The organism is Alistipes sp. An31A (genome assembly GCF_002159425.1).
Taxonomy (GTDB): domain Bacteria; phylum Bacteroidota; class Bacteroidia; order Bacteroidales; family Rikenellaceae; genus Alistipes; species Alistipes excrementigallinarum.
On sequence record NZ_NFIO01000008.1, the window covers coordinates 60,350 to 82,713 of the forward strand.

A 22,364-nucleotide genomic window follows, 5' to 3' on the forward strand; every position below is an offset into this window, starting at 1 on the left:
CGGGAGCCTCCGCCCCCGTCCGCAATTATCGTTCGGCGGCCGGCACGGAGTCGATGCTCCGCCCCTCGCGGGTGAAGCGCAGCCGCGGAGCCATCCGCTGCTCGCTGCCGTCGCTCATGCGCACGCGCCACTCGGGGGCTTGGAGCAGTTCGCGCCAAAGCCGCCCGTCGTCCCAGAGCTCCCGCACGTAGTGCAGCCGCACGACGGGCAGCGTATCGCGCAGGGCGAAGTCGACCGCAACGATGCCGTCGGCACACGAGAGGTAGCTCCGGAAGTAGGGAATCTGCTGCCTCAGGGGGAGCTTCTCGAGCCCCGGGCAGGCGAACTCGTAGATGCCCTTGGGGTAGCGCCGGTCGTCGCCCCAGCGCTCGCTGTTGACGCTGAAGGGTCCCGAAAGGCGGGACACCTGGTCGAACATGCGTTCGAGAAACTCGCCGCGCGGAAGCGTGCCCGCACGCTCGAAGCTGCGCAACTCATAGTCGAGCGGGATGTGCCGCTCCCCGTCGCGGGCCGTCAGCACCAGCTCCCGTGCCTCGACCGCCTCGCGCACCTGCTCCCGCGTGAGGGCCGTGCCGGGCAGCGCGTAGAGGGTCACCCGCACCGGGCAGGCGAACTCCGACTCGAAGCCGCAGAGCCCGCCGATGCGGCGGAGCGCCAGGCCGAACCACGCCATGTCCGTCCGGTCGTGGAGCCCCTCGACCCCCAGCCGGTAGCACTCCAGCTCCCCGACCCCGGGCGCGGGCGCGGCGAACTTCTGCCGCACGGGGGTGAAGATGGCCTCGAGGATTTTCACCGTATCGGTCCGCGTCGGGTCGTAGGTCACCTCGACGGCGTGGCGCCGCACGAAGGTCCTTACGCCGCAGACCCCCTCGACACGCTGCATGCGGGCGGCAAAGGCCTTCGACGAGCCGTAGCACTTGATGCTCCGGAGCCCCTCGAGCTCGTAGCGCTGCAGCGGAGTTGCCTCCGACGCGGCGCTGCCCCACTGCTCGTCGATGGTCGGCAGCTCGAAGCGCACGCCGACCCACATCCCCGCCATCAGGAGCGCCACGGCCGCAAGGGCCGGCAGCCACCTGAGCGAGCGGCGCCCTCCGACGCTCAGCGCCCCCACGGGGCAGGCCGCCAGACAGTCGCCGCACATCGTGCAGTCGATGTGCCGCACCTTCGCCTCGGCGCAGACCGCAATGCCGCAGGGACAGTGGCGTTCGCAGCGGCCGCAGCCGTTGCAGCGCGCCACGTCGCGGCGCACGTGGAGCAGCGGCACAAGGCGGTCGTGCAGAGAGGCCATCTCCCACAGCGCCCCGCCGCCGCAGAGGAGGACGAGCACCCAGAGCCATGCCCGCGGCACGCCCCAGGCGCCGAGCGCCCAGGCCGCAAGTGCCGCCGCGAGGAGCAGCGGCCAGCGGCGGAAGAGGTTGCTGGCGGCCCCCAGCGGACAAAGATAGCGGCACCAGAACATCCCGACGCAGAGGCTCCCCGCAAGCAGCACGACGAGCATCACGAGCGACATCCAGAGGACGATTTCACCCTCGAAGCCCGTGGCGACGGCGTAGTAGGGGTCCAGCTTGTGGCAAAAGAGCTCGCTCGACGAGAGCGTGAAGTAGAAGACCACGAAGAGCAGCGCATACTTCACCCCGCGCAGCAGCCGGTCCGCAGCGCCCCCCGCCCGCAGTTCGCGCCGCAGCCCGAGCCTCCGGCCCAACCCTCCGAGCCATCCGACGACCGTGCCCACGGGGCAGAGGTAGCCGCAGAAGAGCTTGGCAAGGAGCACGACCCCCGCGGCCAGCGCGAGCCCCATGGCAATCTGGAGCATCGACATCGAGCAGGCCAGCGAGCCGCGGGCCAGATAGGAGCCGAAGGCCTGCAGCCCCCCGAAGGGGCAGTAGGCCTCGACATCCACCCCTTCGCCCGAGAGTTTCGCCCGGAGGATGGTCCCCGCCAGGGCGAGCAGCACGCCCCACTGCAGCAGGAGTTTGGGAAGGTTGGGTTTTCGTTTCATCGGTTATCGTTGTTGGTGTGTGTCGTGTGCCGGGCGCCCCGTCAGAGGTCCTTGACGCAGCGGACAGCCGCCGCGCCGTAGCCCCCCTGGTAGGCCACCGTCAGACGCTTGTAGGTGGTGTTCCACATCGTCATGCCGGCGTAGAACTGGATGTTCTTCAGCCCGCTCGAGGGGTCGTCGGTCGTGTTGTAAAAGAGCTTGTAGCCCGTCGAGCTGGCGAAGTAGCCCATGCCGAACTGCGTCGGGTCGGCCGCCGAGGCGCTGGCCAGGTAGGCGGCCTTGGCCGTGGCCGAGGCGGCGTTGATGGCACCGCAGTTCTGCAGGTTGAAGCCGTCGGCGTTGAGCGCATCGAGCGGCGCACCGGCCTGCGACTGGTCGAAGTAGGGCGATTCGGGGTCCGAAAGCTGTCCGCTGCCGGCACCCGCCAGGCGCAGCCACTCGGCCATCGTCGGGATGTGCCACCCCTCGGGGCAGATGCCGCGGGCGCCCTCGCTGCGGTTGTAGTTCTCGGCCGAGAGGGGTCCATCGAGCCCCAGCAGCACGGGATAGCTGTAGAGCAGGCCGTTCTGCGCCACCAGTCCGGGCGAGGCCGTACGGTTCAGGTCGCACGGATACCAGATGCCGCTGCCGTCCGACGGGTCGCTCGAGACGCTCCGCCCCTGGGGCACGTAGCGCAGGTTCTCGGCCATCCACGTGCGGCCGTCCGCGAGGGTGGCCGTGCGGTAGCGCTCGCCGCCGTATTCGAGCCAGCCCTCCTGCTCCCCGTCGTCGCCGCCGGGAAGGCTCTCTTCGGGGAAGAGCTCGTCGCCATCCTCCCAGCCCGTGATTTCATCCTCGAGCACCACCTCCACCTCGGCGGGCAGGATGCGGACGTTGAGCGTATGGTTCTTGCCCCCCTGCAGCTCGGCCTCGCCGAGCGTATAGGTGCGCGGCCCCTCGGCCGTGGTCACCTCGACCTCCAGCCGCACCGACTGGGGCACCAGCAGCACGTAGTACTTCGCGTCGGCCGTCAGCTCGCGGGCCTTCACCGCCACGGCCGCTCCGTCGGGGTCGACGCGGAAGGTGTCGTCCGCAGCGTCGAGCAGACCCCGCCCCACGGCATTGCGCACCACAATCCCGTCAACGGGCGACCCGCTCCGGTTGTCGACGTTGACGATGAGCCGCGCCATGCGGTGGCGGAAGGTCATCCCGACGGCCGATGCGGTCGGCCGCACGTCGCTCTTGAGAGCCGTCATCAGGTCCGACGCGGCGTATCCCCCGCCGTTCTGGTCCTCGGCCACCGTGAACGAAGCGGGGAGCGCATCGCCCTCACGGTAAGGATAGCAGGCAAAGAGCGTCGACGTGGCGTTGACATCCTCGTACCAGAGCAGCCCGTCGGCCGAAAGGAAGCGTCCCTGCGAGGCGTCGAAGAGGAAGCGCGCGTTGGAGGCGTAGCGTTCGCCGCCGGAGGTGGTCACGCTGAGGCCGATGGCGTCGCCCTGTTCGAAGTCGGTCTCGGTGGCGCGCGACGTCGGGAGCGGCATGCCCACCATCGTGGGGTCGATGACCATCCGTTTCGGGGAGTCGCTTCGCTGCTCCTCCCGCTCGCAGCCGGCCAGCATCAGTGCGGCCAGCAGCGCGAAGGTGTAAATCCGTTTCATCATGTGGATTCGTTTTAAAGTTAATCAATATTCGGTATTTGTCAAAACATGCGCAGTTCAGAAGTTGACGCCCCCGCTCAAAACGCAGCGCAGGCGGTAGGGCTGCGGGATGGTCCGCAGCGCGAAGCCCCGCTCGTAGCGCCCCGCGAGGTCGACGTAGCAGCGGCCGATGTTGCAGCGGAGCCCCGCCTCGACACCGAGCCGCGGTGCGGTGCGGTACTCGACCTCCCAGGCGCGCAGCTCCTCCTGCCGGTCGGGGTAGCTCCCCGAGACGAGGTCGCTCTCCAGACGGAGCTCCACGGCCGAGGAGTCGCCCCCGCTCACGTCGGCCGCCGCCAGCAGCTCCCAGCGTCCGAAGCGCCGCAGAGCGCGCAGCGAGAGGGAGAGGCGGCGGAGGCGCTCCCGGCGCACCTCGGGATAGATGAGCGTCGAGCGTTCGGAGAGCTCCTCCCAGCCGAGCGTCGCGCGCAGCTCGGTGCGCGGGGCGAAGAGCTCGTACTCGAGCCCCGCCTCGAGCAGCCGCCGGCCATAGAGAGGCATCGAGCCGTAGAGGCGGGTGGTGGTGATGTTGCCCTCGCTCTCGCGGACGAGGATGTTCTCGCGGCTCAGCTGCAGCCGCCGGCCGAACGAGGCCCGCACGCGGTGGCGGTGCGCCCCGCGGTCGAACCGCACCACGGCGCGGAGCTTCATCCACTCCCCCTCGAAGGTGTGCCAGAGGACCCCCTTCTCGCCCGTCTCGCCGCGCGAGCGGCCCGCCTCCCCCTCGACGAAGAGGGCGCCGTAGCTGAGTTGCAGGGCGCCTCCGAGCAGCATCTCCCGCACGGGAAAGCCCGAGATGCCCTCCTCGGTGAGGTGCAAATCGCCGCTCTCCCACTGCGTGCGGATGCCGTAGGCGAGCCCCTTGTCGAGGAAGACCTCGTAGGAGGCGGCCGAGCTGCCCACCTCCTCGGCCTCGATGCGCTCGCTGTTCTTGGCCAGGCGGAGCGCCGCACCCGCGGCGAAGCGGCCCGCACGGTAGAGGATGCCGGGCGCCACCTCCACGTCGAGGCGCTTGTTCTTGTGGCGCAGGTCCTTGCGCTTGGCGTAGTTCGCCGCCGTGAAGTCGGCGCGCAGGCCGACCACCCACCGCTCCCCCACGGGGACGGCCACGCCCCCCGTCAGGTCGTAGCACTCACGGATTTTGCGCCCGGGGGTGAACTCCACCAGGTCGACGGGATAATAGCCCGGGCGGATGAACATCGAGCCCGACATGTTGCGCCCGTCGAAGTAGTCGTAGCCGAAGCCGCCGAAGAAGGAGATGCGCTCGAGGTGGCGCACCGAGCGCGTTGCGGCGCCCGCCTGCCAGCAGTTGTCCGAGCCCGAGCGGTCGACCAGCGCCCCCGACTCGTGCCCGACACGGAGTCGGGCCACCGAGCGGCTCACCGTGTCGCACCGCACGCCGGCGGCGTTGACCCCCGTGAGCCAGGGGCTGTCGCGCTCGAAATCCCCGTAGCGCATCTGGGCCCGGGCCGGAGGCAGGGCCGCGAGGAGGAGCAGCAGAAGAAGCAGCGGAAGCGGTCTCATGGCTCGTCACGCAGCGATTGGGTCGCACGCTCGTAGAAGTCGTCCGACGAGTTGTTCGTATCCTGATAGATGGCGTAGCCGGCCGCCTCGGAGGCCTGCTCGTCGAGCCGGCGGTGGAGCGTCCGCCCGAGCGGCAGGCCAACGAAGGTCACCGCCCCGGCGTCGATGTCCGAGCGCAGGCGCTTGGCGTTGGTCGTGCCCGTGGCGTCGAAGACCTCGACCCCGTCGATGAGCCACTCCCACGGAATCCTGGTATAGGAGAGGCTCCCCCGCACGATGAGCGACTGCCCATCGTCGGCCAGGTAGCCCTCGAGGTCGAACCCCTCGGGAGCGCGGTAGAGGATGACGGCCGGCGAGTTGTTCGAGACGACGTAGACCTTGGCCAGCCCCGTCTTCTTGAGCAGGCGGAGGTGGCGCGCAGGGTCGATGCGGTCGCCCGGCACGGGGTGCGAGCGCGTGTCGGGGTAGTAGGTCTCGTTGTAGCAGACGAAGTAGCCCTCGCCGTTGAGGTTGACCGAGAGGGGGTAGGTGGCCGTGTGGTCGACCGCCCCGTTGAGCGCCACCACGGCATCGGCCCCCGGCGCAAGCGGGAAGTCGCGGCCCGAGCCCGGGAACTGCCACACGGCGTCGGGAACCGAGGCGTAGTCGCGGAAGAGGATGCCTCCGTCGGGGGCGAGGCTCGTCCAGTAGTTGCCCGAGGCGCCCTTCGAGTTGTAGGGGTCGACCATCCCCAGGCAGAGGCCGTCGAGGTAGCGGGTCTCGGAGTCGTTGTTGTGCAGAATGACGTACTTGTCGTAGACGTAGGAGCCCGTGGCGGGGGTTGCCGGGCAGCCGCCCGTATAGATTTCGCGGATAACGATGCCGCCGGGGCGCACGCAGCGCAGCTCGAGCTCCGCGACGGCCTCACCGCCGGCCGTCAGGCGCAGCTGCTCGACGGCGCCGTTGAAGAGCGTCTGACTGTCGGCGCGGTCGCTCACCGCCAGCGCGTAGAGGCCGTTGGGCATGCGGAAGCTCGCCTCGCCCTGCGCATCGGTCCGCGCCGTGTAGCGGTTGCCCGACTGCCGGTCGGTGGCCGTCACCTCGACCCCCTCGCGGCACCAGGAGGCATGCTCCCCGGGGTAGCGGAGGCGCACGGTAAGCCGGCCCAGCACCCCTTCGTAGGGGTTTGCCTCATCGAGGGCGGTGCAGGCCGCAAGCAGCAGGCCGCAGAGCAGAAGAAGAAGTGAAGTGCGTCGTATCATAGCATCAGAATTTGAACCGCACCGTCAGCCCGTAGTAGAACTCGGGGGTGAAGATGGACTTCACGCCTGTGGCCCGCGAGGTGACATAGCGGCGGGAGTTGGTGAAATTGTTGGCGTAGAACGACACCGAGACGTGGTCGCCAATCTCCTTGGTGAGGCTCAGATTGGCCGAGAAGTAGGGGCCGTAGCCGTCCGCGTCGTAGCTCCGCGTGTTGGCCGAGCGGAGGATGAGGCTGGCAAAGGCGGGGTCGGAGGCCTCGGCGTCGGTGAAGGGGTGGCGCCGCCCCTCGAGGTCGAGGTAGTAAATCGGGCGGACGGCCGTATAGCTCCCTCCGTCGTAGATGGAGCCACCCGTGGGGCTCTTCTCCTCGGTGACGTTGTAGGCGTATTCGCGGCCGAGGTACTCGGAGAGGTTCTGCGAACGGCGCATCAGCGTCGCCTCGAGGCGCAGCGTAACCACCAGCCGGATGGCGGGGATGTGGGTGGTCGCCGTCAGGTTCAGGTCGAGGCGGTCGGTCTCGCGGCCGTTCCAGGTCGTCACGGCCGAGCCGCCCGTACCGGCGTAGAGGCCCACGTAGGGGTAGAACTCCCCGCCCGAGGTGACCGAGGGGTAGTAGGCCGCCTCGAGGTTGTCGACGTAGCGCGTATGGACGTAGGCGCCGTCGAGGCGCAGCTGCGTGCGCAGGGGGTTGATTTGCGGGAAGTCGACCACCAGTTCTAGCCCCGCACGGTCGACCGGCGAGCGGTTCTCCTGGCGGAGCGTGCGGGCGAAGGTGCGGCGCACGGAGGAGCTCTGCATGGCGACCCACCCCGACGCGGGGTTGTCGGCGTCGCGGACGAAGAGCTCGCCCGTCTGTTCGTCGACCTTGAAGAGCGGATGGACGGGCAGCGTGTAGGGGTTGCCGTCGGCGTCGGCGGCCGGGAGGGTGCTCATCCGGTAGGAGAAGGGTTCGTAGCCCGTCACCAGCTCATAGGGGTACTTCGTCCGGTTGAAGTAGCCGGCCAGCGAGAGCCGCGTGGCCCCCAAACGCAGGTCGACGCCCAGCTCGATGTTGCGGTTGCGCTGCCAGCGGAGCGACTCGTTGTAGAGTACCGCATAGGGGTGCGTATGGTAGAGGTAGATGTTCTGCCCGGCGGAGGTGGTGGCGCTGAAGACGCGCGTGTCGAGGTATTGGGGCTGCGGGTAGAGGATGTTGAACGAGGGGAGCTTCTCGGTCGTGCCCCAGCCGGCGCGCAGCGTCAGGCGGTCGTCCAGCCGGAAGGTGAGGTTCAGACGCGGCGAAAGGCTCTGCGCACGGTCGTAGCGCGAGGTGCGGACCCACGTCTTCTCGGCGCGCAGCCCCGCCATGAACTGCAGCGAGGAGCGCTCGCCCAGCCTCAGGGTGAGGAGCTCCTCGACGTAGGCCGCGAGGTTGTGCATGTAGGGGACCTCCGAGAAGGGCCACGGGCGGTAGTCGGCCGCCGAGAGCGCCTCGTCGGCGTAATAGAGGCCGCGCCCCACGTTGCCGTCGGCCCGCCAGGCGAGGCCCGCCTTGGCGTGGCTCCGCAGCCGTCCCCAGCGGCGGACCCACGTCGCCTTGAGCGAGGCGGCGTAGTCGAGCTGCTTGGAGTCGACGCACTGCGTGGCGTAGTAGCTCGTCGGGAGCATCACGGCCAGGTGGTACCCCTCCTGCGTGGCGTGGACGGCCGGCTGCGGCGTGGCGCTCGACTCGTAGCTGTGCGTCCGGTCCAGGCGGTCCTCGAAGTCGAGCGAGGCCGAGAGCTCAAGGTCGGTCAACCACGGGCGGTTGAGCAGCCAGCGCAGCGAGGCGGTAGCCCTGAGGGCATTCTCGCGAGCCCGCTGCCACTCGCCCATCTCGGCATCGGGGTCGTCCTTCGTATCAAGGCCGCCGATGTTGCCCGTCACTCCGGCGTCGAGGCGCAGCACCCCGGCGAAGGTGCGGCGGAAGGAGAGCGAAAGGCCCGTGCGCGAGTAGGCCGTATAGGGCGAGACGGGGTTCTTCGTGGCGCGCGTATACTCGACGCTGCCGTTCACCACGCCCCGCTCGCCCCCGAGGTCGAAGCCCTTCGAGGCGGCAATCTGCTTGGTGTGGGGATTGGACGAGAGGAGCAGCATCCAGGGGGTCAGCCCCTTGCGCGTGGTGATGCGCACCAGACCCGACCCCAGGTCGCCGTACTCGGCCGACGGGACGCCCGTCACGACCTCAACCGCCTCGATGGAGGTCGAGGCGATGTTGCGCGTCGGGGCGCCCGCCATCCCGTCGAACGACGAGTTGGTCGAGAGGCGGAGGCCGTCGACCTCGACGGCCGTCGCGAAGCCGGCATTGCCGCTCGAAACGCCGCCGTCGCGCAGCGAGAAGCGGAGGTCCTGCGTCAGGTCGGGGTTGACCGTCTTGCCGCCCGGCAGCAGCGCCGCCACGTCGGCGGCATTCATCATCTGGAGGTGGTCGATGGCGCTCCCCTCGATGCGGCGCGAGGTGGTGACGGCCTCCTGCTCCTGCGTGGCGGTCACCACGACGCTCTCGAGGCGCAGGCTCTCCTCCTCCATCCGCAGGTCGAGTTCGGGGGTCGACTCCCCCACCTCGATGTCGTACTGCACGGCGACGTAGCCCAGGCACGAGAGCGCGAAGCGCTGGAGTCCCGCCGGGACGCGCCGCAGCGTGAAGCGCCCCTCGCTGTCGGCCACGGCCCACAGTCCGCAGACGGGCAGCTCGACCACCGCCTGGGCGACGGGCTCGCCGCTGCCCGCCGCGCGGACGCATCCCGAGAGGTCTACCTGCTGCGCCCCGGCCGCCGCGGGGCGGAGGGCCAGAAGCAGCAGGGCAAAGAGCATCGGCAAGAGTCTGTTCCGTTTCATGAGGCACACGTTGCGAGGAGCTCCGTCCGCCTCCGCGCCTCCCAGGTCCGGATTCGGCTGCCGGGGTGGTGCGGGAGGGGTGCACGGCTCCCATTCCGGGTGCAAAAGTAGGCCGCGCGCCCCGGGCGGACAATCCCCACAATCGGGTATTTGCGGCGCCGGCACTCCCACAAAATGCCTATTGGCCCCGCATGCGGCTAAAAAAGAAGCGGTGATTGCGTGCAGGACCGAACGCAGAACAACGCATTGACACAGAGCGCAATCCGGCATACAGGCAATGTTCCGTCCGCAGAAAAACGGACCAAAAAACGCCACTTTCCCGAAAATTTGCCCTACTTTTGCGGCAGACAACAAATTCGCAACGCATGGAATGGCTCACTAATCTGTTCGTCGAACACTCGGCGCTGCAGGCCGTCGTCGTGATTTCGCTCATCTCGGTCCTCGGCATCGGACTGGGCAAAATCCGCATCGGCGGCATCTCGCTCGGCACGGCCTTCATCTTCTTCGTCGGCATTCTGGCCGGCCACCTCGGCCTCTCGCTCGACCCCTCGATGCTCATCTACGCCGAGAGCTTCGGACTGATTCTCTTCGTCTACGCCCTCGGACTGCAGGTCGGCCCCGGCTTCTTCAGCTCGCTGCGCGCCGACGGCATGCGGCTGCTGCTGCCGGCCGTCGGACTGGCGCTGCTGGGCACGGCACTGGCCGTGGGGATGAGCTACGCCTTCGGAGTCTCGATGCCCGACATGTCGGGCATTCTCTGCGGTGCGACGACCAACACCCCGGCACTCGGCGCCGCGCAGCAGGCCCTCCAGCAGCTGGGGCTCGACGCCAACGGCGCGGCGCTGAGCTGCGCACTGACCTATCCGCTGGGCGTCGTGGGGGTCATTCTGGCGATTGTCTTCGTGCGGAAGCTCTTCGTGCGCCCCTCCGACCTGCCCAAACCCGACGCTCAGCACAAGAAGGATGTCTTCATCGCCAGCTACCACGTCACCAACCCTGCCATCTTCGGCAAGAGCGTCCACGAGGTGGCGGCCCACAGCCACCACCGCTTCGTCATCTCGCGCATCTGGCGCGAGGGCAAGGTCTCGATTCCCACCTCGGACAAGACGCTCCAGCAGAACGACATCATCCTGGTGGTCACCTCGCCGGCCGACGTCGATGCGCTGCGGATGATTTTCGGCGAGCAGGAGCAGAAGGACTGGAATACGGGCAAAATCGACTGGAACGCCATCGACAGCCAGCTCATCTCGCAGCGCATTCTGGTCACGCGCCCCGAAATCAACGGCAAGAAGCTCTCCTCGCTGCGGCTGCGCAACAACTACGGCATCAACATCAGCCGCGTCTACCGCTCGGGCGTGCAGCTGCTGGCCACCCCCGACCTGACGCTCCAGCTGGGCGACCGTCTGACGGTCGTGGGCGAGGCGGCGGCCATCCACAACGTCGAGAAAATCCTCGGCAACGCCGTCAAGAGCCTCAACGAGCCCAATCTGGCGGCCGTCTTCATCGGACTGATTCTCGGTCTGGTGCTGGGAAGCATCCCCGTGAGCATCCCGGGCATCAGCATCCCCGTGAAGCTGGGTCTGGCCGGCGGCCCCATCATCGTGGGCATCCTCGTCAGCACCTTCGGACCGCGGCTCCACATGATTACCTACACCACGCAGAGCGCCAACCTGATGCTCCGCGCACTGGGGCTCTCGATGTATCTGGCCTGCCTGGGGCTCGACGCCGGGGCCCACTTCTTCGAGACGGTCATGCGTCCCGAAGGGGCGCTGTGGCTGGCGCTGGGCTTCGCCATCACCTTCGTGCCGACGGTTCTGGTGGCCATCTTCTCGCTGCGCGTGCAGCGGCTCGACTTCGGCTCCATCTCGGGGCTGCTCTGCGGCAGCATGGCCAACCCCATGGCGCTCAACTACGCCAACGACACCATCGAGGGGGACAACCCCTCGGTATCGTACGCCACGGTCTACCCCGTCTGCATGTTCCTGCGCGTGATTATCGCCCAGGTCATCCTGATGCTCTTCCTCTGACGGACCGGCATACACGAATACAGCACGGCCCCGCTTCCTGCATGAGGAGCGGGGCCGTATGGTGTCTGCCTCTCGGGCCGAGGGACCGGGTCAGCTTCCGAGCGGTTCGTCGCCGGCCGGTGCGGAGGAGTTCTCCGCAGACTCCTCCCGAGCATGGGAGACCTCCTCGCCGAGCCGCCCGATATCGCTGCCCGCCGGACTCTGGAAGACCCGCAGCCCGAATTCGGGAATAACGGCCAGCACATGGTCGAAGACGTCGGACTGAATCCGCTCGTAGGTGACCCATTCGACCGTGTCGGTAAAGAAGTAGAGCTGCATGGGGAGGCCCGTCTCGGTGGGCTGCAGCTGCCGCACCATGAGCGTCATGCCCCGGTTGACGGGGACCTCGGCGCGCAGGTAGCGCTCCAGATAGGCGCGGAAGACCCCCAGGTTGGTCTGGTGCAGGCCGTTGATTTTCCATGAGCCGGGGGCGATGCCGTGTGCGGCGTTGTACTCCTCGACGCGCTGCTGCGTGGAGTCGATGTAGTCGCGCAGCAGGTCGATTTCGCGGTAGCGGGCCAGCATCTCGGGGGTGCAGAAGCGCACGCTCGTCATGTCGATGTTGACCGAGCGCATCACACGCCGGCCCCCCGACTGCTGCATGCCGCGCCAGTTCTGGAACGAGTCGCTCACCAGCAGGTAGGGCGGCAGCGTGACAATCGTGTTGTCCCAGTTACGGATTTTGACCGTCGTGAGCGAGACCTCCTCCACGCGGCCGTCGGCCCCGTATTTGGGCATGGCAATCCAGTCGCCCACCTGCAGCATGTCGTTGGCCGAGAGCTGGATGCCCGATACGAAGCCGAGGATGCTGTCGCGGAAAATCAGCATGATGACCGCCGCCGAGGCGCCCAGTCCCGTGAGCAGGAAGGCGGGCGACTTGTCAAGCAGGATTGAGACGATGAGAATCACGCAGATGATGGCGACGATGCCCTGAGCCGTCTGCCGGAGCCCCTTGATGGGTTTGTTCTGCCAGGCGGGGCGGTGCGAGACGATGTGGAAGGCGGCTCCGATGAGCGCGTTGACCAGCCGGAAGAAGGCCACCACCATGAGTATCTCCAGCACGCGCAGCGTCAGGCGCTCGGCGTCGTGGCCGATGAGCACCGCCGGGGTGACGCTGTAGAGCAGGATGACGGCCGCAAGCTGGCAGAGGCGCCCCATGACGTGGCCGCTGAAGAGGACGTCGTCCCACTCGACACGCGTGCGCGAGACGATGTGGCGCACGCCGCCCACCAGCAGCAGCCGGCACACCAGGTAGAAGAGCAGCGCCAGCACCACCATCAGCAGGAAGGCGGCCCACTGTTCGGCCCCGGCTTCGGGTGCGAATCCGAGTCGGACGAGCAGCGCGTCGACCCATCGTTTGATGATATGTTCCATAGTTGTTCGTTTATCCCTCGCCCGGCAAAAACCGGGCTATGTTTTTTTCGGCCCCGCGGCCGTGCGGCGCCCCGTCCACGGGCGTGTCGGGCTACCGCTGCGCAAGGCAGGGGAGCAGCAGCGGAACCTCCGATTCGAAGTTGGGCGTCAGGATGCCCCGCCCCATCGCCGCACGCAGCTCGTCGAGGCTCCAGAAGCGGCCGCCGTCGAGCTCGCGGCTCGGCCGCACCTCACCGTCGTAGCGGCAGCGGTGGACGTAGACCAGCTCCTGCTCGCGCTCCGAGCGGAAGACGTAGCTCCGCACGAACTCCGCCTCGAACGACTCGAGCCCCAGCTCCTCGCGCGCCTCGCGCCGCAGCGCCTCGTCGATTGTCTCGCCGTAGGCCACATGGCCGCCCACGGCCGTATCCCACCGTCCGGGCTGGATATCCTTCCAGGCGGGACGCTTCTGGAGGTAGAGCCGTCCGTCGGCGTCGAACAGGTGGAGGTGGACCACCGGATGGAGCAGCATCGAGCCGCCGTGGCACTCGCGCCGCCGGGCCGAGCCGATGACGCGCCCCGAGGCATCGACCACGGGGAAGAGCTCATCGCCGTTGTCACCCGCCTGTGCAGCAACGCCCGGGGCCGCATGCTCCGCCTCCGGGTTCAGGTCCGTATTCATCCTTGTATTCATCGTTTTCACTGGTATTATCCACACCGCCCGCCGGGTATCCGTCGTCAGTTGCAACGTCAGCGCCTCTGCAGCACAGCCGCCGCACCCGAGCCCGGCTCCCGTCCACCGCGCCGCCTCGGCCGGGTGGAGCACCTCTTCACGGCCCCCCAGGAACGACTCGACGGCAATTTTTACCTCGCCGGGGACACGCTCCGTTCGACGGCTATTTTCCGCTTCCCCCGCCGAATCCGGAAACGGCTCGACGGTTATTTTTACCTTCCCGGGTACACGCTCTACCCGACGGCTATTTCTCTCCTTCTCTCCCCCCCCACCCCGCCGGATACGGGAACGGCACGAACACGACGCCGGAGCGCGCATCCGTGCCGACAGCCCTGCCGCTGCGGACTACAGACGGGGGCCCGACTCGCGGGGCTGGCCCACCTCGTAACCCAGCGTGCGCATCCACTCGACGGTCTCCGAATCGACGTGGTCGTTGCGGTCAATCCACCGCCGTTCCTCAATCAGGCGCCTCTTGTGCTCCTCGAGGGCGCGGTGGATGGGGAAGTCGGGCTTCGGAAGCTCGCCGCACGCCGCACGCCGCGACGGACGGATGTGCCGGTCGAAGACGTCGCGCTGCGTCGGCCGCCGCGCCCCCTCCCACTTGAAGCCCTTGAGCTCGAGCGACTGGTCCTCGGGCACCTTGTCCAGCGGGTAGAGCGTCCAGACGGGGTTGATGCGGTAGATGATGTTGACCACCTGCTTCTCTTCGAAGAAGAAGGAGATGTTGCCGCTGTCGAGCACCATCACGCCGGTGATTTCGCCCCCCTCGCCATCCTGCATGTAGTAGATGGTCTGGGCGTTGCCGTTGACATCGTTGCGGTAAATCTGGTTGTCGCGGAAGAAGGCCGTCATCTCCTTGCCCGCCACCTGGTTGTAGTGGAGCGTGTCAAGCTCGCTCGACATCATGGGGCTGCCGATGAATTCGGCGCGCGTAAGCTGCCGGTTGGCCGTATAGACATCCATCACGTCGGAGACCACCTGGTTGTTCTCGTTCCAGAGCACGGGCGAGAGGTAGAGGTGGATGGTCGAGTCGCGGCTGATGGAGGTAAGCGAGTCGCAGACCGACTGGAAGTCGGTGCGGTAAATCTTCACGTTGTGGAAGGCCTTGACCAGGCGGTACATGCTGTCGACCTCGACGGCCACCGAGTCGGCGCCCTCCGACGCGAGCGAATCGGCCGGCAGCCCCTCCTCCCTGCCGTGCGGAAGCGAATCGACCAGCAGCGAGTCGGCCCCCCTGCCGCCCGTTGAGTCCACGCTCTTCTCGAAGATGCCCAGCAGCGAGTCAAGATGCAGCAGCTCCGTCGAGTCGAGGCGCGGCGTACGTCCCTTGCGGGCGGCGTGCTCGACACGTTCGCGCAGCTTCTTCTCGACCTTCTCGCGGCGGGCGAGCAGCCGCTCGCGCTCCTTCTCCTCCTGGGCGCGGACCATCTCGACCCGCTTGGCCTTGCGCCTGGCGGCGATTTCGTCCAGAATCTTCTGCTTGGCCTCGTCGGCGGCCGCCTTGCGCGCCTCGCGCTCCTTGCGGGCCTCCTCCTTGCGCTGCGCCTTCAGCTGTTCGGGGGTAAGCTGCACGCTATCGGCCGCCAGCGAATCGGTCACCAGCGAGTCGACAGTCAGCGAGTCGGCACCCGGCGCTGCGACGAGCGAATCGGAGGCCGGGGCCTTGTTCCCGGCGGCCGGCGCATCGGAAGCGGCCTCCGAAGCGGTCTTCTCCTCGGCAGCCGGCGCAGCGGCGGTCGAATCGCGGAGGGCGCCGAGCTGCTCCTCGACCTGTGCAGCGGCGCGCTCGCGGCGCGAGCCGCCCCGGCCGGGAGCCGTCGAGAGGGAATCGGGGGCCTCCGTACGGCGTTTGACCGAACCCTGACGGGCCGCACGCATCGAGTCGGCCGCAGCGGCAGCCTGCTGCAGCGCGGCGAGCGAATCGAGGCGCGCCCGCTCGGCGGCGGCAGCCGCGTCGGCCGCATCCTGCGAAAGGGTGCGGGTGAAGAGGTAGATGGAGTCGCTGCGCATGAAGAGCGAGTCGCCCTGCGAGAGGTCGTAGTTGACCAGCGCGGGGCGCCGCGTCAGAAAGGCGTTGCCCGGCTCCTTCCAGTATTCGCCGTAGTCGCCGAAGGCGAGGTTCTTGTGCTCCGTATCGTCGAGCTGGATGTCGTGCCGCAGGATGGCGTGGCCATGCGGACGGTAGTAGTCGATGCTGTCGCTCCAGACCTCCTGCTTCTCGGTGAGGATGTAGCCGTTGCGCGTGACGGCATAGAGCGTGTCGGCCTGCTCGTAGCGGCCCCGGTCGGCGTAGAGGTAGTCCCCCTCGCGGTTCCAGATGTGGGTTCGGTCGAAGAAGTAGGCGTTGTCGGTGGCCATGTTGTAGACCACCGAGTCGCCGCGCAGCTCGTACTCGTCGTTGCGCATCTCGACCCGGTCGACGCAGACCAGCTCCTTCGTGTCGGCGTAGTAGTAGCCGCGCTCGGCCTCGAGCTGATTCTCGCGGTTGACGAGCACGCCGCCGCCGTCGAATTCGCCCACGTTGTCGAGCGTGTTGAAGAGGAAGCTGTAGGTATAGAGCGTCGCGTCGCCGTCGACCACCTTGATGATGTCCGAAAAGACCTGCGCCTCGTTCACCTCGCCGTCGTAGAGGGCGCGGTCGCCGTAGATGTAGGTCGTGTTCTTGTTGATGAGGACGTTGCCGAAGAACTCGATGCGCATGTCCGAATAGCGCACGGCGCTGTCGCAGGTGATGACCGCGCCGTTGTGCTGCGCGGCGAAGTTGCCCACCAGGAAGATGACCGAGTCGCCCGGCGAGACGGGACCCGAGACGTCGGACTTGAGGTTGATGATTTTCATCTCGCCCTGCGGGGCGGGCTGCGACGGAGCGCCCCCCTGTGCGAAGAGGAGTCCCGCGACGGCGACCGCCGCTGCTATGGAGAGAAACGTGCGCACGGTCGCGAAGCTATTTTACCCAGTGTTTGTTCTCGAAGGCCCCGCCGCGGAACTCGGGGTCGATGTAGACGTACATGCCGTCGATTTTCTTGGTCAGCCACTCGCGGAAGGCCTTCTCCTGCTTGGCCGTGAGGGCCATCTCCTCCAGCCGCAGGTAGTCCTCGTTGAGCGAGGCGACATGCGTCGGGATAATCTGCACCAGCTTGACCACCTTGGCCATCTGGTTGCCCATCATGTCCTCCGTGAGGTAGGCGTCCGAAATCTCGCCCACGTGCAGGCGGCTCAGGGCGTTGTAGTCGTCGAGGCTCTTGTAGCGGCCGAAGTCCTCCTTGAGGAACTTCGTCACGGTGAGCTTGGCGTCGAAGGCGTTGAAGCGCTCCAGCACGTCGTGGTTCGAGACGATACCGCCGTTCATCTTCGACGAGGCGTCGTCCGAGTAGCGCAGCGCGGCCTGTTCGAAGGTGATGGAGTCGCGGCGAATCTCCGTCACCAGGCTGTCGAGGAAGTTGAGCTCCGTGGAGAGCTCGTCAGTCGTATAGACCGGACGCAGCAGGATGTGGCGGAACCGGTAGATGTTGCCACGCTTCTCGAGGGACTGGATGATATGGAAGCCGTACTGGGTCTCGACCACCTCCGATATCTGGCCCGGCTTGAGCTCGGCCAGCGCGTCGGCAAAGGCCTGGTCGAGGCTGGCCAGCGGCGTGGGCTCCATCTCGCCGCCGCGCATGGCCGTACCAGGGTCCTGCGAATACATGCGGGCCAGGTTCTCGAACTTGGCCTGTCCGGTGATAACGCGCTCGCGCAGGTCGAGCAGCCGTTCACGCGTACGCTGCTTGGCCTCGGTCATCGTGCGGGGGAAGCGGGTAATCTGCGCATAGACATACTGGTCGGCGATGAGCGGAAGGCTGTCCTTGTCGATGTGCTTGTAGTAGCGCTCCACCTCGCCCGGGATGATGGTCACCTTGTTGACCACCTCGGCCTGCATGCTGCTGGCGTAGGCCTGCTCCTCGTAGCGCTGGCGTAGAATCTCGCGCAGGTTGAAGATGGGCATGTGGTGCTTGGCCTCGAGTTTGGGAATCGAGCCCTCCTCGTCAATCATGTTCTGCAGCTGCTCCTCGACGCGCGTCTGGATGTCGGCGGCGCTGATGTCCACCGAGTCGATGAGCGCCTGGTTGTAGAGCAGTTTCTGGGTGAGCAGCGCCTCGAGCGCCTCGTTGTGGGGGTCGCGGTCGGTCGTGTAGCCTTCGGCCAGACGCTGGGCGACCATGTTGCGCGCATATTCGTCGACCTCGGAATAGAGAATCGACGAGCTGCCCACCACGGCCACCACCTTGTCGAGCATGACCTGCTGTTTCTGGGCCCTGAGCCCGGCTGCGGCAAAGAGCATGACCGTCAGCAAGAAAACCTTTTTCACCATATGTTGCATGTACATTTTTTTCATTCTTCATTTCGTCCGGGTTGCACCGGGCCTCCCGCCATTTCGTCCGGGTTGCCCCTACCGCAGCCCCGTCCTCAAACGCTTTGCCGCGGCATTCGGTCCTTACCGGTGTTCCTTTTCCTCAGGCCCCCCGGGAGCGGGTCACTCGTCCGCCGCCGCTTCGGGCAGGTGCAGTTCGCCCTCCTCCGAGGCGCGCTTGTAGAGCTCCTCCTCGTGGCGGCGGATGATTTCACCCTGCCGCTGCGTGAAGAGAATCCGGCGGATGGTGGCGCGGACACGCTCCAGCGGCGAAGTCTCGCCCGCGCGGCAGACCCCCTCGAGCTGGAAGTAGTAGCGCGAACGGTTGTCGCGCATCTCCTGCACGCCGTTCGAGGAGAGCAGCGCATCGTAGTTCTGCGTGCGGAGCGTCGGCAGATGGCTCAGGAACTCCTGGTAGTCAACCCAATCGCCCTTGAAGTCGGTCACCTCGAACTCGTTCTTCGCGCAGATGTCGCGGAAGTCCTGCTGCTGGGCCGGACCGCTCGACGACATGAGGCTGCGCAGCTTCTGCGCCTGGCGGTAGCCCGTCGGGAAGCGGACAATCCGGCCGCGTACCAGCGTACGGTCGAGCCGGAAGTCACCCTTGTGGGCGTTGTAGTAGGCAGCTATCTCCTCGGGGGTGAAGGCCGTGTCGAGGTTGCGGTCGACGTAGTGCTGCTCGAGCTTGCGGATGAGCAGCGCCTGGCGGTAGGCCTCCACCTGTTTCTCGATGCCCCCCACCGAGTCGGAGAAGAGCACCTCGGCCTCGTCCAGCTTGAGCTGCTGCTTGACCCAGCGGTCGATGAAGAGCTTCATGAACGCCACGCTGTCGTCGCCCGAAACTCCCTGGGGAAGATTCGCAACGGCTTCGCGCATACGCAGTTCGTGCTCGCCGGCACGGGCAAGCACGGCATCGCGGTTGAAGACCCCGGGGGTCTCCTGACAGCCCGCGACGAAGACAACAAGAAGCGCACAAAGCGCCGTTCTGACGGTCAAACGTTTCATCGAGAAGGCAAAGATACGGTTTTTACCCGTAACTAACGCACGCGCCGCACAGATTATTACGCCGCATTCCGTTTTTTCTCCGCACGCTCCTCTTTCTCTTCGCGCGAGAGCATCGACAGGGTCCGGCAGACCATGAAGCCCGAGACGAGGAAGACAAGCAGCGCCAGGGTGTAGAGCAGCGCATAGACCGTGCGGTTGCCAATCATGTCGGAGAGCATCTGGTTTTCGCGTCCCATGGCCAGCATGAGGTAGGCCACGCCGTTGTTGAAGGCGTGGAGGATGATGGCGGGCCAGAGCGAGGCGGTGCGGATGTAGACGAATCCGAGGATGAGGCCCATGATGATGGCGTTGACCATGACGGCCGGGTAGATGTGCACCACGCCGAAGATGAGCGACGAGATGAGCCAGCCAGCCACCACGCCGTAGCGGGCTCGGGCCGATTCGAGCAGCACGCCGCGGAAAATCACCTCCTCGAAGAGCGGCGCCATCACCACCAGCGTCAGCAGCGACCATACGCCGCGGCCGTAGACGTTGGGCACGGCGGGCAGCAGCTCGAGCAGGGGCTCGATGACCAGCGAGGTGGCGAAGACGAAGAGCACGCCCCAGAGCAGCAGCACGGGGTCCAGCCCCCGCAGCGAGAAGCGCGCCACGATGCGCGGACCGCCCCGGCGGGCGCGGTAGATGAGGAAGGCGACCAGCGTGAAGGCCATCGCCACGCCGTAGGTCAGGGCGTTGAAGTGCGAGACGGCAATCTGCTCGCCCACGCGCACCGCCTCGTCGGGCGAGTCGAGCAGCGAGGTGTCGGGCATCGGCACGCCGGCCAGCAGCGCCACGCCGAGCGCCACGGCCTGGGCGATGAAGAAGATGCCGAAGAAGACCAGCAGGTCGACCACCGTGGGGAAGGTCGAACGGCGGCCGGATGCGGGGGCCGGCGCGGCTGATTGCGCGGCGCTGGTATTCGGAACGGAGGTCTGCGGGGCGGCGTCAGCGGGACGGGGCGTCGTCCGGGGGTTCTGCGGCTCGCCTGCCGGAGCCCCGTGCTCGGTTTTTGCCATGGTTGTACGGAATTTTTCGGGTAAAGATAATGCAAGTCGCGGGCAAAAGCAAGCACTTTTCTCAATTTGCGGCATCTCGTACCGCACCGTCGGTGGTGTCGGGGGCGCGCCACAAGCCGCCCGGCGCGGAGCCCCAACGGCACGTCCGGCGCGGAACTCCGGCAGCAGCCCGGCGGCACGCCCGGCACAGAGGGTGCAGCGTCCCCGGCGCAGTGGGGTGCAGAGTCCCGGCGGGACACCCCGCTCGGAACACCGGCAGCAGCCCGGCGGCATGCCCGGCACAGAGGGTGCAGCGTCCCCGGCGCAGGGGCGCAGCGGCACGCCTCCGGGAGAGCCGCCGAAGACGTCGCGCCCCGCCGGGAGCGGGGTCGCTCCGGGCTCGCGGATGATTCTCAGCGTATTGGAGCCGGCGTGCGACGCATTTTTACGGCACGGTGATGGAATTCCGCGGAAAATCACTAAATTTGCCCGATTGTAATTGTGAACGGAAACATGGGAAAGGTAATCGCTTTGGCCAATCAGAAAGGCGGCGTGGGCAAGACGACCACGGCCATCAACCTCGCGGCCTCGCTGGCCCTGCTGGGCAAGAACGTCCTGCTGCTGGATGCCGACCCGCAGGCGAACGCCACCTCGGGGCTGGGCTTCGACATCGACCTCGAAGGCATCTACGAGTGCATCACCGGCTCGCGCAAGGCCTCGGAGGTCATCCTCCAGAGCCCCGACATCAAGCGGCTGTGGCTGCTCCCCTCGTCGATTGACCTGGTGGCGGCCGACACCGAGCTGCCGAAGATGGAGAATGCCCACCACGTGATGAAGCGGGTGGTCGACGAGGTGCGCGACCGCTTCGACTACATCTTCATCGACTGCTCGCCCTCGCTGGGCTACACGACGGTCAACATCCTGACGGCCGCCGACTCGGTGCTCATCCCCGTGCAGTGCGAATACCTCGCGCTCGAGGGGCTCTCCAAACTGCTCAACACGCTCAAGAAGGTGAAGAGCGGGCTCAACCCCGGGCTCGAAATCGAGGGCTTCCTGCTGACGATGTACATGCGCAACCGGCTGAACAACCAGGTGGTGAACGAGGTGCGGCAGCACTTCGGCGATTTGGCCTACGACACAATAATCCAGCGCAATATCCGTTTGGGAGAAGCCCCCTCGCACGGCAAGCCCGTCATGCTCTACGACGCGAGCGCCACGGGGTCGGAGAACTACCTGACGCTGGCGCGTGAGTTCCTCAAGCGCAACCGTCCGGCTCAGGAGGCTGCCACGGAGCCATCCGGCGAGGAGGCCGCGCAGCAGCAATAGCCCGCCCGGAAGGGGCCGGAGCCGGGAGGCAGAGAGGCGGAGAGGAAGAGAGCGGGAGAGGCGGCGGAAGCCGAAAAGAGGGCCGGGCCCGGGAGGCGCCCCACCCGCGCAGAGAGGGAGGCCGGAGCCCGGAGGCGGGAACCTCCCGCGCAGAGAGGAAAGCCGGAGCCGGAAGACGCCCACCGCAGAGAGGGCCGCGCACCGGATAAGGCCGCACCGCCCGTACGGAGGCGCCGTACCGCCGCAAGGAGTACCGAATACAGAAAACAGACGATAATGAAACCACAGAAGGGATTAGGACGCGGGCTGGACGCCATCTTCGGCGCCGAAAAGCTCGACGTCAAACTCAAACCGATGACCGAGATGGCCGAAATCGCCGTCGCGGACATCATTCCCAACCCCACGCAGCCCCGCACGCAGTTCGACGAGGAGGCGCTCGACGAACTGGCCGACTCGATTCGCCAGCTGGGCGTCATCCAGCCCGTGACGGTCAAGCGCGCCGAGGGAGGCAAATACATCCTCATCAGCGGCGAGCGCCGCTGGCGTGCGGCCCAGCGTGCCGACATTGCCACCCTGCCGGCCTACATCCGCGAGGTGGACGACGAGAACCTCCACGCCATGGCCCTGGTGGAGAACATCCAGCGCCAGGACCTCAACGCCATTGAAATCGCGCTGGGCATGCAGCGCCTCATCGACGAGTGCCACCTCACGCAGGACGCCCTCTCGGAGAAGGTGGGCAAGAAGCGCTCCTCGGTGTCGAACTACCTGCGCCTGCTCAAGCTCCCCGACGAGGTGCAGCTCGCCCTCAAGGAGGGGCTCATCTCGATGGGCCACGCCAAGGCCATCGCCGGGGCGCCGGCCGAAGAGCAGCTGCGCGTGCTGAAGCGCTGCGTCAAAAAGGGGCTCTCGGTGCGCCAGGTCGAGGAGCTCGTGCGCACGCTCTGCGACGAGGCCTCGCGCAGCAAGGAGCCGGCGGCCGACGAGGAGGAGTATCCCGAGAGCTACTCGCGTCTGGTCGAGCAGCTCGAGAAGCTCTTCACTGAGGACATCAGCATCAAACGCTCGAAAAACGGCGGCGGCAAAATCGTCATCGGCTTTGCCGACGACCGCGACATCGAAAACTTCCTCGAACGCTTCGGCAAACGCTCCTGAGACCC

General features: G+C 66.9%; 14 protein-coding genes. 3 read left to right on the forward strand and 11 right to left on the reverse strand.

The annotated features are described in order from the left end of the window. Positions 1–25 precede the first annotated feature (25 nt). Genes B5F90_RS08015 through B5F90_RS08035 form a run of 5 tightly spaced genes read right to left on the reverse strand, consistent with a single transcriptional unit; the run spans position 26 to position 9,300 of the window. On the reverse strand, positions 26–1,999 hold the full coding sequence (locus B5F90_RS08015; RefSeq protein ID WP_087362283.1) for a 4Fe-4S binding protein: 1,974 nt from the start codon (positions 1,997–1,999) through the stop codon (positions 26–28). Between the two features lie 41 nt (positions 2,000–2,040). Continuing rightward, a complete protein-coding gene (locus B5F90_RS08020; protein ID WP_087362284.1) occupies positions 2,041–3,642 on the reverse strand; it encodes a fimbrillin family protein in 1,602 nt (533 codons plus the stop codon). Positions 3,643–3,696: 54 nt separating this feature from the next. Further along, positions 3,697–5,202: a DUF6850 family outer membrane beta-barrel protein gene (locus tag B5F90_RS08025; RefSeq protein ID WP_087362285.1), complete on the reverse strand. Its 1,506-nt coding sequence runs from the start codon at positions 5,200–5,202 to the stop codon at positions 3,697–3,699. Further along, the gene (locus B5F90_RS08030) at positions 5,199–6,443 is read right to left on the reverse strand and encodes a DUF4876 domain-containing protein (protein ID WP_087362286.1); all 1,245 of its coding nucleotides are present in this window, start codon (positions 6,441–6,443) and stop codon (positions 5,199–5,201) included. The genes B5F90_RS08025 and B5F90_RS08030 overlap by 4 nt, the downstream gene beginning before the upstream one ends. A 4-nt stretch (positions 6,444–6,447) precedes the next feature. Further along, positions 6,448–9,300: a TonB-dependent receptor gene (locus tag B5F90_RS08035; protein ID WP_087362287.1), complete on the reverse strand. Its 2,853-nt coding sequence runs from the start codon at positions 9,298–9,300 to the stop codon at positions 6,448–6,450. A 365-nt stretch (positions 9,301–9,665) separates the two neighbouring features. Here B5F90_RS08035 and B5F90_RS08040 point away from each other — a divergent pair, with 365 nt between their 5' ends. Then, positions 9,666–11,327: a putative transporter gene (locus B5F90_RS08040; protein WP_087362288.1), complete on the forward strand. Its 1,662-nt coding sequence runs from the start codon at positions 9,666–9,668 to the stop codon at positions 11,325–11,327. Between the two features lie 90 nt (positions 11,328–11,417). On the opposite strand, the gene B5F90_RS08045 is transcribed toward B5F90_RS08040, so the two are convergent. The 6 genes from B5F90_RS08045 to B5F90_RS08070 form a co-directional block, all read right to left on the reverse strand. Next, positions 11,418–12,740 carry a mechanosensitive ion channel domain-containing protein gene (locus B5F90_RS08045; protein ID WP_087362289.1) on the reverse strand — a complete coding sequence of 441 codons (1,323 nt, stop codon included), beginning with the start codon at positions 12,738–12,740 and terminating at the stop codon, positions 11,418–11,420. Between the two features lie 91 nt (positions 12,741–12,831). Beyond that, on the reverse strand, positions 12,832–13,413 hold the full coding sequence (locus B5F90_RS08050; protein WP_239307767.1) for an NUDIX domain-containing protein: 582 nt from the start codon (positions 13,411–13,413) through the stop codon (positions 12,832–12,834). A gap of 384 nt (positions 13,414–13,797) precedes the next feature. Next, the gene (locus B5F90_RS08055; protein ID WP_087362291.1) at positions 13,798–16,386 is read right to left on the reverse strand and encodes an OstA-like protein; all 2,589 of its coding nucleotides are present in this window, start codon (positions 16,384–16,386) and stop codon (positions 13,798–13,800) included. A 10-nt stretch (positions 16,387–16,396) separates the two neighbouring features. Then, positions 16,397–17,803 carry a peptidylprolyl isomerase gene (locus B5F90_RS08060; RefSeq protein WP_087362292.1) on the reverse strand — a complete coding sequence of 469 codons (1,407 nt, stop codon included), beginning with the start codon at positions 17,801–17,803 and terminating at the stop codon, positions 16,397–16,399. Between the two features lie 162 nt (positions 17,804–17,965). Then, positions 17,966–18,847: a hypothetical protein gene (locus tag B5F90_RS08065; protein WP_087362293.1), complete on the reverse strand. Its 882-nt coding sequence runs from the start codon at positions 18,845–18,847 to the stop codon at positions 17,966–17,968. A 56-nt stretch (positions 18,848–18,903) separates the two neighbouring features. Further along, a complete protein-coding gene (locus B5F90_RS08070) occupies positions 18,904–19,902 on the reverse strand; it encodes a CPBP family intramembrane glutamic endopeptidase (protein ID WP_087362294.1) in 999 nt (332 codons plus the stop codon). Between the two features lie 492 nt (positions 19,903–20,394). Here B5F90_RS08070 and B5F90_RS08075 point away from each other — a divergent pair, with 492 nt between their 5' ends. Together B5F90_RS08075 and B5F90_RS08080 are read left to right on the forward strand one after the other, a co-directional pair. Continuing rightward, positions 20,395–21,207, forward strand: coding sequence for an AAA family ATPase (locus tag B5F90_RS08075; protein WP_087362295.1), 813 nt, complete (start codon positions 20,395–20,397; stop codon positions 21,205–21,207). A 276-nt stretch (positions 21,208–21,483) separates the two neighbouring features. Continuing rightward, the gene (locus B5F90_RS08080; protein ID WP_087362296.1) at positions 21,484–22,359 is read left to right on the forward strand and encodes a ParB/RepB/Spo0J family partition protein; all 876 of its coding nucleotides are present in this window, start codon (positions 21,484–21,486) and stop codon (positions 22,357–22,359) included. Positions 22,360–22,364: the final 5 nt, after the last annotated feature.